Origin of the sequence: Streptomyces sp. NPDC059037, assembly GCF_042740015.1 — a bacterium.
In the GTDB taxonomy this organism is placed as follows: Bacteria; Actinomycetota; Actinomycetes; order Streptomycetales; family Streptomycetaceae; genus Streptomyces.
Genome location: NZ_JBHYIG010000119.1, coordinates 15853 through 27171 on the forward strand (window position 1 = coordinate 15853; position 11319 = coordinate 27171).

The 11319-nt window shown below is 71.4% G+C and carries 12 protein-coding genes; 6 read left to right on the forward strand and 6 right to left on the reverse strand.

From position 1 onward, the window contains the following. Nucleotides 1–144: 144 nt before the first annotated feature. From ACFWY6_RS23850 to ACFWY6_RS23865, 4 genes are all read right to left on the reverse strand, one after another. On the reverse strand, nt 145–1368 hold the full coding sequence (locus ACFWY6_RS23850) for an ABC transporter permease (RefSeq protein ID WP_384693785.1): 1224 nt from the start codon (nt 1366–1368) through the stop codon (nt 145–147). Next, the gene (locus tag ACFWY6_RS23855) at nt 1368–2057 is read right to left on the reverse strand and encodes an ABC transporter ATP-binding protein (protein ID WP_384693789.1); all 690 of its coding nucleotides are present in this window, start codon (nt 2055–2057) and stop codon (nt 1368–1370) included. Before ACFWY6_RS23855 ends, ACFWY6_RS23850 begins: the two co-directional genes overlap by 1 nt. Then, nucleotides 2054–3049 carry a peptidoglycan-binding protein gene (locus ACFWY6_RS23860; protein WP_384693813.1) on the reverse strand — a complete coding sequence of 332 codons (996 nt, stop codon included), beginning with the start codon at nt 3047–3049 and terminating at the stop codon, nt 2054–2056. The genes ACFWY6_RS23855 and ACFWY6_RS23860 overlap by 4 nt, the downstream gene beginning before the upstream one ends. A gap of 74 nt (nt 3050–3123) precedes the next feature. Continuing rightward, the gene (locus ACFWY6_RS23865; protein WP_384693792.1) at nt 3124–3609 is read right to left on the reverse strand and encodes a hypothetical protein; all 486 of its coding nucleotides are present in this window, start codon (nt 3607–3609) and stop codon (nt 3124–3126) included. Between the two features lie 121 nt (nt 3610–3730). On the opposite strand from ACFWY6_RS23865, the gene ACFWY6_RS23870 reads away from it, so the two are divergent. Next, complete coding sequence (locus ACFWY6_RS23870; protein WP_384693795.1) at nt 3731–4399, forward strand: response regulator transcription factor; 669 nt, start codon at nt 3731–3733, stop codon at nt 4397–4399. Between the two features lie 41 nt (nt 4400–4440). Next, entirely contained in the window at nt 4441–5616 is a 1176-nt protein-coding gene (locus tag ACFWY6_RS23875; RefSeq protein ID WP_384693798.1) for a sensor histidine kinase, read from the forward strand. 85 nt (nt 5617–5701) lie between these two features. Here the strand turns inward: ACFWY6_RS23875 and ACFWY6_RS23880 are convergent, their stop codons facing one another. Continuing rightward, nucleotides 5702–6466: an SIS domain-containing protein gene (locus ACFWY6_RS23880; RefSeq protein WP_384693800.1), complete on the reverse strand. Its 765-nt coding sequence runs from the start codon at nt 6464–6466 to the stop codon at nt 5702–5704. Between the two features lie 236 nt (nt 6467–6702). On the opposite strand from ACFWY6_RS23880, the gene ACFWY6_RS23885 reads away from it, so the two are divergent. From ACFWY6_RS23885 to ACFWY6_RS23895, 3 genes are all read left to right on the forward strand, one after another. Beyond that, nucleotides 6703–7395: a metal-dependent transcriptional regulator gene (locus ACFWY6_RS23885; RefSeq protein WP_360779790.1), complete on the forward strand. Its 693-nt coding sequence runs from the start codon at nt 6703–6705 to the stop codon at nt 7393–7395. 290 nt (nt 7396–7685) lie between these two features. Then, entirely contained in the window at nt 7686–7883 is a 198-nt protein-coding gene (locus ACFWY6_RS23890) for a hypothetical protein (RefSeq protein ID WP_384693806.1), read from the forward strand. Between the two features lie 233 nt (nt 7884–8116). Then, nucleotides 8117–8980, forward strand: coding sequence for an alpha/beta fold hydrolase (locus tag ACFWY6_RS23895; RefSeq protein ID WP_384693816.1), 864 nt, complete (start codon nt 8117–8119; stop codon nt 8978–8980). A 117-nt stretch (nt 8981–9097) separates the two neighbouring features. Here ACFWY6_RS23895 and pdxH read toward each other — a convergent pair whose 3' ends face one another. Then, nucleotides 9098–9841, reverse strand: a complete 744-nt coding sequence (gene pdxH / locus ACFWY6_RS23900; RefSeq protein ID WP_384693809.1) for a pyridoxamine 5'-phosphate oxidase — start codon at nt 9839–9841, stop codon at nt 9098–9100. Between the two features lie 291 nt (nt 9842–10132). Here pdxH and ACFWY6_RS23905 point away from each other — a divergent pair, with 291 nt between their 5' ends. Further along, the gene (locus ACFWY6_RS23905) at nt 10133–11233 is read left to right on the forward strand and encodes a citrate synthase 2 (protein WP_360779784.1); all 1101 of its coding nucleotides are present in this window, start codon (nt 10133–10135) and stop codon (nt 11231–11233) included. Nucleotides 11234–11319 lie beyond the last annotated feature (86 nt).

An 11319-nucleotide genomic window follows, 5' to 3' on the forward strand; every position in this document is an offset into this window, starting at 1 on the left:
GGGGGGGTGGGGTTTGGTTTTCCCGGGGCGGGGGGGGGGGGGGTTTCGGGGCGCCTGGGGGTTTTGGGGGGGGGGGGGTTTTTCGTGGCCGCCGCTCCGCGGCGGATCTTTCCCGCCCGCCCACCCGATTGCCCGGCAGCCCGTTTACCCCGCGTGCAGCGCCAGCGTCGGGGAGAGCCGCGCCGCCCGTACCGCCGGGTACAACCCCGCCACCGTGCCGATCGCCAGCGTTGCCGCGAAGCCGCCCGACACCGCCCACAGCGGGATCACCCAGGGCAGGCCGCCCGACGCCGCGTACGCTGCCGTCGCCGCCGCGCCCAGGGCGATTCCCGCGACACCGCCCAGGCCCGAAAGCATCAGCGACTCCGTCACGAACTGGATCCGGATCTGTCCCTTCGTCGCGCCCATCGAGCGGCGGAGGCCTATCTCGTATCGCCGTTCCAGGACTGAGATGATCATGGTGTTGGCTACCCCGACGCCCCCGACCAGCAGGGCGATCCCGCCGAGCCCGAGCAGCAGCGTGGAGAACGCGCCCTCCGTCGCCGCCTTCGCCTTGAGCGCCGATGACGGGTCCGTGACCTGTACGTTCCTCGGGTTCTCCGGGTCGATCGACGCCGCGAGCAGGCCGCGGACCTCCCCGACCGCCGCGTCGGCCGAGCGCTCGTACACGGACGTGGGGCGGGCGTCGAAGGCGAGTTCGGACTTCGCCGCGTCCCATCCCACGAGCGCCGAGCGTTCGATCTCGGGGGCCAGCGGCAGCGGGTCGAGGATGCCGATGACGGTGAAGTAACGGTCGTCGAGCCACACTTGAGTGCCCGGTTCCGTGATGCCGAGGCGCTGCGCCGCGACATGGCCGAGGACCAGCGACGGATAGCGGCTGTTGGCCGCGTTGAACCAGGTGCCGTGCGCCATCTCGCCGCGCAGCACCTCCAGCAGACCCTCGGTCGCCGCCTTGACGGAGATGCCGCCGGTCTCGTCCTCGGGGATCTTCTCGCTGCGCCGTACGGAGCGGTCGAGGTCGCCTGTCGCGCCCACGTTCTCCACTCCCTCGACGCGCGAGACCCGGCCCGCCGCGTCGCGCGGCAGCACCACCTTCTCGCCCGAGAACAGCGGCTCCCCCGGCGACGCGACCAGCATGTTCGTACCCAACTCGTCGAGTTCCTGCATGAGTTGGGCCTTGCTCGATGAGGAGACACCCACCACCGCGATCATCGTGGCTATGCCTATCGCGATGCCGAGCGCGGACAGGACGACCCGGACCGGGCGGCTGCGCAGTCCCGCCGAGCCGACGTGCAGGACGTCGCGGGGGCCGACCCGCGCCGCTCGCAGCTTCTTGCGTGACGTATCCGACGTATCAAGCGACGTCATCAGACGGACACCTCCTCTGCCCGCGCATCCGCCACGACCCGCCCGTCCCTGATCCGCACCTGGCGCGGCAGCCGCCGGGCGATCTCCGTGTCGTGGGTGATGACGGCGATCGTCGCGCCCTCCGCGTTGAGGTCGTGCAGGAGCTCCATGACCGCCTCGCCGGACGCCGAGTCCAGCGCGCCGGTCGGCTCGTCGGCGAGCAGCAGATCCGGAGCGCCGACCACGGCCCGCGCGATGGCGACGCGCTGCTTCTGGCCGCCGGAGAGTTCGTGCGGCCGGTGTCTCATGCGGTCCGCGAGGCCGACCCGCTCCAGCGCGTCGGCCGCGCGGCGGCGGCGTTCGGCGCGCGGGAGCCCGGAGTACAGCAGGCCCTCCGCGACGTTGTCCCGCGCGCTGACCCCCGGCACCAGGTGGAACGCCTGGAAGACGAACCCGATGTGCCGCGCGCGCAGCGCCGAGAGGCTGCGGTCGGTGAGGGCCGCCACGTCGTGCCCTGCGATGGCCACCGAGCCCTGCGTCGGACGGTCGAGCGTGCCGACGATGTGCAGCAGCGTCGACTTGCCGGACCCGGACGGGCCGACGATGGCGAGGAGTTCGCCCTCTGCCACCGTCAGGTCCACTCCGCGCAGGGCCGCGACACCGCCCGGATACTCCTTGGTGACCCCGGCCAACTCCACGACGGCGCTCATATCTTGGGCACCCCGACCTTCGCGCCCTCGCGCAGCCCGCCGCCGGTCACCTCGACGCGCCCCTGCCCGAACATGCCGAGCTCGACCTTCACCTGGCGGGCGCGGCCGTGCTCGACGACCTGGACGCCGTAGCCGCCGCCGGGCAGCGCGAGGAGCGCGTTGACGGGGACGGAGAGCACGTCCTCGCGGGTCTCGCCGGTGAGGTTCACCGTCACCGGGGACTGGTCGAATCCGTCGACCTTCCCCGGGTCGTCGAAGGAGACCGTCACCGGGATCTTCGGGGTCTTGTCGGCCGGGTCGTCGCCCGGCTTCGCGGTCCTGCCGACGGACGCGACCCGGCCCTTGGCCGTCGAGCCGTCCGGCAGGTCCACGGTGACCCTCGTGCCCGCCTTGGCGAGCTTCCCCTCGGCGACGTCGAGGTCGAAACGTACGACCCGTTCGGAGCCGGTCGTGGCGAGCACCGGCTTCCCCGGGGCGACCTGGTCGCCGACGGCCGACTCGGCGGACTTCACGCGGACGGCCCCGGGCGAGAAGGCGATCTGGTCCGGGCCGACCCGCCCCGTCTGCTTGCGGTCGTGCGCCTTCTGCCACTGCCTGACGGCGGCCGCGGTGCCTTCCGTGTACGTGTCGTCGACGGCAAGGCCCGCGCCGTGCCCGAGCGCCCGCAAGTTCTCTTCCAGCTGTAGTACGTCGTCGCCGTTGTCACCTGTCTTCAGCGTGCGGTACATGGGCTCGGTGCCGTACATGAGCCGCACCGGGACGCCGTTGACCTCGTACAGACGGCCGTCGCGCCGGATCGTCGAGCCGGTGCCCGTGGTCCAGGTGAGGATGCCGGTGACGCCCGCATTGACCTTGCGTTCCTTGGCGTAGCCGAGGGTGCCGTCGGTCTGGGTGCCGCTGCTGAGGTCGCCGCGCTCGACGGGGGCGGTGGCGGGCGGCAGTCCGGCGTCCCGGCTCGCGGAACCGTCCTTGCCGTCGCCCTGCCCGGCCATGGCGGTGACGGCGACGCCGCCGCCGGTGATCGCGAGCAGGGCCACGACGGTGGCGACGACGGCGGTGCGGCGCCTCACGCGACGATGTCCTTGCACGCCTTGGCGGCCTTCTCCATCTTCTTGGCCTCGGCGCCCTTGGGCATGGGCTGGGCCTGCATGGCGCCGCCGTCGAACTTGGGGTCCGGCATGTCGTAGCCGTTCTCGCGCATGCAGCGGGCGTACTTGAGCATCTTGTCCTTGTCGGCCTGCGAGACCGATCCGCCGCCCGCGCCGCCGCCCTTGCCGGTGCACTCCTTCATTGCGGCCTGCATCTTCTCCTTGCTCAGGTCGCCGCCGATGGTGATCCCCCGGCTGTCCTCGCCGGCCTTGGGCTCGGCCACCTTGAGGCCGTGCTTGCGCAGGCACTCGCGCTCCTTGAAGGCGGCGTCGGCCTGCTTGCCCTTTCCGCCGTCGGCGCTGTCCCGGCTGCTCTCGCCACCGCCGGAGGAGCAGGCTCCGGCGAACAGGGCGAGCGCGGCGAACCCCGATGCGACGGCTGCTGAGCGCGTACGAGTCCTCATGACGTCCCCTTCACTTCTCGCTGTCATGTCGACGCGCACAGGCTGGCGGCAAGCGGGGTTTCGTTTCTCTCAACGCAGACGCTTACATCGGCGAAAGGTGCACTTCAGGTACACAGGCCGGATGCGTGTACTGCTGGTGGAGGACGAGGAATTCCTGGCCGAGATGATCGCCGACGGGCTGCGCCGCGACGCGCTCGCGGTCGATGTCGCGTCCGACGGCCTGACCGCCCTGCGCAAGCTCCAGCTCGGCGAGTACGACGTCGTCGTCCTGGACCGGGACCTGCCGGGCCTGCACGGCGACGAGGTGTGCCGCCGGGTCGTGCGGCAGCGGCTGCTCACCCGGGTCCTGATGCTGACGGCGTCGGCCACGGTCCGGGACCGGGTCGCGGGCCTCGGTCTGGGCGCCGACGACTACCTGACCAAGCCGTTCGCGTACGACGAACTCCTTGCCCGCGTCCTGGCGCTCGGCCGCCGCACCCGCCCCGCACTGCCGCCGGTCATCGAACGCGCGGGCCTGGTCCTGGACACGGCCCGCCGCCAGGCAAGCCGCGACGGGCGCCATCTCGCGCTCTCCCGCAAGGAGTTCGCGGTCCTTGAGGCGCTGCTGCGGGCGGAGGGCGCGGTCGTCAGCGGCGATGACCTGATCGAACAGGTCTGGGAGGAGGACACCAGCTACCGCACGAACGCGGTCCGGGTCACGCTGTCCAAACTGCGCACGAAGCTGGGCGATCCGCCGGTGGTGGAGACGGTGCCGGGTGCCGGCTACCGGATCACGGGCTGGTCGGCGTGAAAGGCCTCGGCGCGGGACGCCTCGGCACGCCTCCTCTCCGCATGAGCAGCGAACGCGCCCGGCTCACCGCCCTCTACGGCGGCATGCTCGTCCTCGCCGGAGCCCTGCTCACCGGGCTCGTCTACTTCCTGGTCCGGCAGGGGCTCTACTCCTCGATCACCGCCGCCGTCACCACCGCAGTCCCCGCGAGCAGGATCGGCCCGCCCTGGCGCCCACCGAGCCCGGCCGCCTCGGCCGCCCCCGCCAAACCCCTGCCCACCGAGGTCACGCAGGGCCTCGCCGTCACGAAGATCAGCGATGTCGCCGAGCAGGCCGCCCTCAGCCGCCTCCTTACCGTCTCGGTCATCGTCCTGTTCGTGTACGCCGCGCTGTCCATCCTGCTCGCCTGGTGGATGGCAGGCCGGGTGCTTCGCCCCGTGGCCGTGATCACCGGCACCGCTCGCCGGCTCTCCGGCGAGAACCTGCACGAACGGATCGCGCTCGACGCCCCGCCCGGCGAGCTGAAGCAGCTGGCCGACACCTTCGACGAGATGCTCGGCCGGATAGAGCAGCTGGTCGGCGCCCAGCAGCGGTTCGCGGCCAACGCGGCGCACGAGCTGCGCACCCCGCTCGCCGTGCAGCGGGCCGCCGCGGAGATCGGCCTGGCCGGTGCGCCGGACGCGGAACAGGTCACGAGGATCCGTACGAAACTGATCTCGGTGGCCGACGACAGCGAGCACCTCATCGAGGGTCTTCTGCTGCTCGCCACGTCGGAGCAGGGCCTTGAACGCCGGGAGCCGATCGCCGTGGACGTCATCGCCGACGCGGTCGCGGAGGGGCTCGCGGGACGGGCGGCGGAAGGCGACGTCACCCTGTCCGTCCACGCCGAGCCGCTGACCGTCCACGGCGACGGAGTGCTGCTCGACCGCCTCGTGCACAACCTCGTGGCGAACGCCGTGCATTACAACGTGAAGGGCGGCCGGGTCGAGCTACGGACGAGACCCGACTGGATCGAGGTCACCAACACGGGCCCCGACGTCCCACCCGAGACCGTCCCCCACCTCTTCGAGCCCTTCCGGCGCCTGAGGGCGCGTACACACAGGCGTGGGGAGGGCGCGGGGCTCGGCCTGTCGATCGTGACCGCGATCGCGCGGGCGCACGGCGCGGAGGTGACGGCGGAGGCGAACGGGAAGGGCGGAGGGCTGACGGTGCGGGTGAAGTTCCCGCCGGGGGGCTGAAGCGCCCCGTCAGGGGCGCGGGGCTGTGACATATGCGGCTCCGCCGCGTGGGCGCGACCAGCCAAAGCGGACCCGCAGACGGCACTCACCGCCGATAGAAAATCCGGTCTCCGTACTCCTCAAAAACCCGCCCGTTCCACTCGTGGCCCCCATCCACGTTCCCCGACCGAAGCAGCGGAGGCTGCACCCCACGCGCGGCCAGAGCCTCCACGGCAGTGGCCATCATGGCCTGCATGATCGCGTTGGTGACCACGCTGGAGGCGGGCCCGAAGGGCGCGTCGACGGCGTCGAGGCTCAGCTCCGCGTCGCCGAGCGCGATCTTCGAGTCGATCACGACGTCGCAGTGGTCCTTGAGGAACGTCCCGGACACATGCCGCGACTTCGTCTCCGCCGCATACGCCACCGACGTCACGCCGATGACCTTCAGGCCGAGCGCGCGGGCGTTCATCGCCATCTCCACGGGAAGCGAGTTCCGCCCGGAGAGCGAGATGATCACGAGTACGTCGCCGGGGCGGGCCGGCGAGGAGTCGAGGACGGCGCCCGCGAGGCCGTCCACGCGCTCAAGGGCGGAGCCGAGCGTGGCGGGCATGACGTCGATGCCGACGACGCCGGGGACGGCGAGAAGGTTCATCAGGGCGAGGCCGCCCGCGCGGTAGACGACGTCCTGCGCGGCGAGCGACGAGTGTCCGGCACCGAAGGCGAAGAGCCTGCCGCCCGCCTCGACGGCGTCGGCAAGGAGCACGCCCGCCGCCTCGATGTTCGCGTTCTCCTCGTCGCGGACCCGGCCGAGCAGTCCGATCGCGGCGTCGATGTACTGACCGGCCAGCTTGCTCTCGCTCTTGGAGCCCATGCGCCGAGGAACCTTTCCGGGTACGAATGTGCTGTACGTATGCATGCCCTGTACGTCTGTCCGTCCTGCGTGCCGCGGATCACGTTGCGGTCTGGACCAGTGCCCTGTCAATACGGCCCGGGCACCCCCGTCAAGACCGCCTGTACCGGGTTTTCCCCGGCGCAGCCCGGTTGTCAGCGGTATGCGTCAGAATTGAGGGCAGGGCCGGCCGCACGAGCGAGATCTGAGGGGCACCCATGTCGGGGCTGATTGACACCACTGAGATGTATTTGCGCACCATCCTCGAGCTGGAGGAGGAAGGTGTGGTCCCCATGCGCGCCCGGATCGCCGAGCGGCTCGACCAGAGCGGGCCGACGGTGAGCCAGACGGTCGCGCGCATGGAGCGTGACGGCCTGGTGGCCGTCGCCAGCGACCGTCACCTGGAGCTGACCGAGGAGGGCCGCAGGCTCGCCACCCGCGTGATGCGCAAGCACCGGCTCGCCGAGTGCCTGCTTGTCGACGTGATCGGCCTGGAGTGGGAGCAGGTCCACGCGGAGGCGTGTCGCTGGGAGCATGTGATGAGCGAGGCGGTGGAGCGCCGTGTCCTGGAGCTCCTGCGCCACCCCACCGAGTCTCCGTACGGGAACCCGATCCCGGGCCTGGAGGAGCTGGGCGAGAAGGACGGCGCCGATCCGTTCCTCGACGAGGGCATGGTCTCGCTGGTCGACCTCGACCCGGGCACCGAGGGCAAGACGGTCGTGGTCCGCCGGATCGGTGAGCCGATCCAGACGGACGCGCAGCTGATGTACACACTGCGGCGGGCGGGCGTCCAGCCCGGCTCCGTGGTGAGTGTGACGGAGTCCGCGGGCGGGGTCCTTGTGGGCAGCAGCGGCGAGGCCGCCGAGCTGGCCGCGGAGGTCGCGTCGCACGTGTTCGTCGCCAAGCGCTGAGGCCGTTGCGGCCTTCGCCATCGGCTGTCGTCATCGGCCGTCCACGTCGGCTTTCGGCGGATTCCGTCTCCCGTTGGGGGAAACATGCGTCAACTACCGGTAAGTATTGGGCAGTTGTGAAGACTCCTGGATCCCGTGGGGTCCAAGATTCAGTGTGCGGAATCGCAGCGGCCGGACGTTTTGCGTGCGAGGCTGTCGCGAGAGGCATATGACCTGAGGGCTCTTGACCGTGTCGGCACCGGGTCTGGCCGTCACGGGCGTGGGAGGGGGCAGAAGGATGTGCCCGTCTGGTGAGCACGAGCGAGGCCGCGTGCGGGTCCGCACGCGGGTCGCGCGCGCACGTCGCGGAGACGGCGTGCCCGTACGCCGCGGAAATGGTGTGCCCGTACGCCGCGGAGATGGCGCGCCCGCACGCCGCGGACATCGCCTCGGAGAAGCAGCGGGCCCCGGCGCCCTTGAGCGCCGGGGCCTGTCCTCCCCTGTTCTGACCCGGAGCCCCGAGCTCCCAGGGTCATTCCCCTCGGACCGATTTCCCCGAGCGGCCCGCCTCCCGATGAAGATCTCCCCTCGGCTGCGGCGACCAATCCTTGAGTGCGGTCACTCAAACGAGGGGTGTTGCCGGCGATCCGCCCGCTTTCGAAAGGGAGTTCGATAGCGTGCGGGGGTGCGTGACAGAACCAGGCGTTCAGCCCGAGAGGATTCAAGGGGGGTGCCAGGAATCATGGTGCGGCGCATCGACGTGACGGGCGCGGGTGGCGTGCGCCTGGCCGCCTGGGAGTTCGCCGATCCTCCCAAATCCAGGGAGGCCGACGGGCCGCCGGGCGGTGTGCTGTTACTGCACGGCCTGATGGGCCGCGCATCGCACTGGGCGGGCACCGCCCGCTGGCTCTCCGAGCGGCACCGCGCGGTCGCACTCGACCAGCGCGCGCACGGGCAGAGCGAGAAGCCCCCCGAGGGCCCCTTCACCCGCGAGGCCTACGTGGACGACGCCGAGGCCGCGCTCGTCCAGCTCGGCCTCGCCCCCGCCGTTCTCATCGGCCACTCCATGGGAGCGCTCACCGCCTGGCAGCTCGCCGCGCGGCGCCCCGATCTCGTCCGGGCCCTGATCATCTGCGACATGCGGGCGTCCGCCCTGGGTGCCGCGTCGCAGCGCGAGTGGGAGGACTGGTTCAAGGCCTGGCCCGTGCCCTTCGCGACCCTCGCCGACGTACGGAAATGGTTCGGCGAGGACGACCCCTGGGTGGAGCGGCCCAACCCCTCCCGCGGCGAGTTCTTCGCCGAGGTGATGACCGAGGGCCCCGACGGCTGGCGCCCCGTCTTCGACCGCGACCAGATGCTGAAGTCCCGCGAGACATGGGTGCACGACGCCCACTGGGAGGACCTCGCCCAGGTCCAGTGCCCCACCCTCGTCGTCCGCGGCCTGGACGGCGAGCTGGGCCGTGCCGAGTCCCAGGAAATGGTCCGCGTGCTGCCGCGCGGCGCGTACGCGGAGGTGGCGGACGCCGGCCACCTCGTCCACTACGACCAGCCGGAGGCCTGGCGCGAGGCGATCGAGCCGTTTCTGGACGGGGTCCTTACCGGGTAGTTCGCGCCCCGGAGCTGTGCGTGCCGGTCGGGGGCTCCGCCCCCGTGCCCCCGGTCCTCAAACGCCGGACGGGCTTGGATCTTGGGCGGCGCGCGGGGCGATCCTGGACAGCCGCTCTCACGGGCTGAGGCGCTCCAGCGTCCAGCCCGCCGCGGAACCCGGATCGGCCTCCGTCCGCACATAGCGCAGCCGGTCGTGCAGCCGGTTCGCCCTGCCCTGCCAGAACTCCACCGTCTGCGGCTCGACGCGGAAGCCGCCCCAGTGCGGGGGCGCGGGGACCTGTTCGCCCTCCGGGTAGCGCGCCGCCAGATCGGCGTACGCACGGTCGAGTTCCTCGCGGCCCGCGATCACCGATGACTGGGCGCTGGCCCAGGCGCCGAGCTGGGAGCCGTGCGGGCGGCTGCGGAAGTACGCGACCGTCTCCTCACGGCCGACGCGCTCCGCCGTGCCGGTGACGATGATCTGGCGGGCCACCGGGTGCCACGGGAAGAGCAGCGCGACGTTCGGGTTGGCGGCGAGCTCGCGGGCCTTGCGGGACTCGTAGTTGGTGAAGAAGACGAAGCCGTGCCGGTCGTAGCCCTTCATGAGGACCGTGCGGGAGCTGGGGCGGCCATCGGCGTCCGCCGTCGACACGACCATGGCGTTCGGCTCGTGCAGCACGCCCGCCTCGGCCGCGGCGAGCGCCTGCGCGAACCAGATCTCGAACTGCTCCATCGGCGTTCCGGGCAGCTCCGCCTCCAGGAGCCCGTCGGCGCCGTACTGGGCACGGAGGGCCGCGGGATCGGGCTCGGCCGCCCGGGGAGCGTGTGCGGCGGCTGACGGCGAGGCTGAGGCAGGCGAGGCGGCGGCTCGATCGGTCACGCGGTCATCTTGCCGTATACGAAGGGTCACCCGACGGGCCGACGGTCACCACGTAGAGGTGACGTGTGGCACTGAGTGCCGCTATCCATCGCCAAGGGTGGCACCAAGGGATATCGTTCCGCTGCCGTATCGGTTGGGTGACCACCAGCCGCACGGGGCATCACCGGGGTGACCGATCCGGACCGCGAGTCGACGGACCACGTAACCGGACCGGCAGCATCCCTTTTCTGACACATGGTCACGAGCTGTCTGTCACCACCATCTGTCGTACACATCACGAGGAGCCGCCTGATGTCCGACTTCGTACCCGGACTTGAGGGAGTCATCGCGTTCGAGACGGAGATCGCCGAACCCGACAAGGAGGGCGGCGCGCTTCGGTATCGCGGCGTCGACATCGAGGATCTGGTCGGTCACGTCTCGTTCGGCAACGTCTGGGGCCTGCTCGTCGACGGCGCCTTCAACCCCGGCCTGCCGCCCGCCGAGCCGTTCCCCATCCCCGTGCACTCCGGCGACATCCGCGTGGACGTCCAGTCGGCCCTCGCGATGCTCGCCCCCGTGTGGGGCCTGAAGCCGCTCCTGGACATCAGCGAGCAGGAGGCCCGCGACGATCTGGCGCGGGCCGCCGTCATGGCGCTCTCGTACGTCGCCCAGTCCGCCCGCGGGCAGGGCCTGCCGATGGTGCCGCAGCGGGAGATCGACAAGGCGGACACGGTCGTCGAGCGCTTCATGAAGCGGTGGCGCGGCGAGCCCGACCCCAAGCACGTCCAGGCCGTCGACGCGTACTGGACGTCGGCCGCCGAGCACGGCATGAACGCGTCCACGTTCACGGCGCGGGTCATCGCGTCGACGGGCGCGGATGTGGCGGCGGCGCTTTCGGGGGCCGTGGGTGCGATGTCCGGACCCCTGCACGGCGGGGCTCCCTCCCGTGTCCTCGGCATGATCGAGGAGATCGAGCGGACGGGCGACGCGGTCGCGTACGTGAAGCAGGCGCTGGACAAGGGCGAGCGGCTTATGGGCTTCGGGCACCGGGTGTACCGGGCCGAGGACCCGCGGGCCCGGGTCCTTCGCCGTACGGCGCGTGAGCTGGGCGCTCCTCGCTTCGAGGTGGCGGAGGCGCTGGAGAAGGCGGCGCTCGACGAGCTGCATGCCCGCCGCCCGGACCGGGTCCTGGCCACGAACGTCGAGTTCTGGGCCGCGATCGTCCTCGACTTCGCCGAGGTGCCGGCGCACATGTTCACGTCCATGTTCACGTGCGCGCGGACCGCCGGATGGTCGGCGCACATCCTTGAGCAGAAGCGGACGGGGCGGCTGGTCCGCCCCTCCGCGCGGTACGTGGGCCCTGGTTCGCGGAATCCCCGGGAGATCGAGGGATACGGGGACATCGCGCGCTGAGGTCTGCCTCCGGCGGTTCTTTCCCCAACCCCGCCCCTTCCCGAAAATTACGGCTCCGCCCGCCCCCAGGTGGCCGTAGATCACCG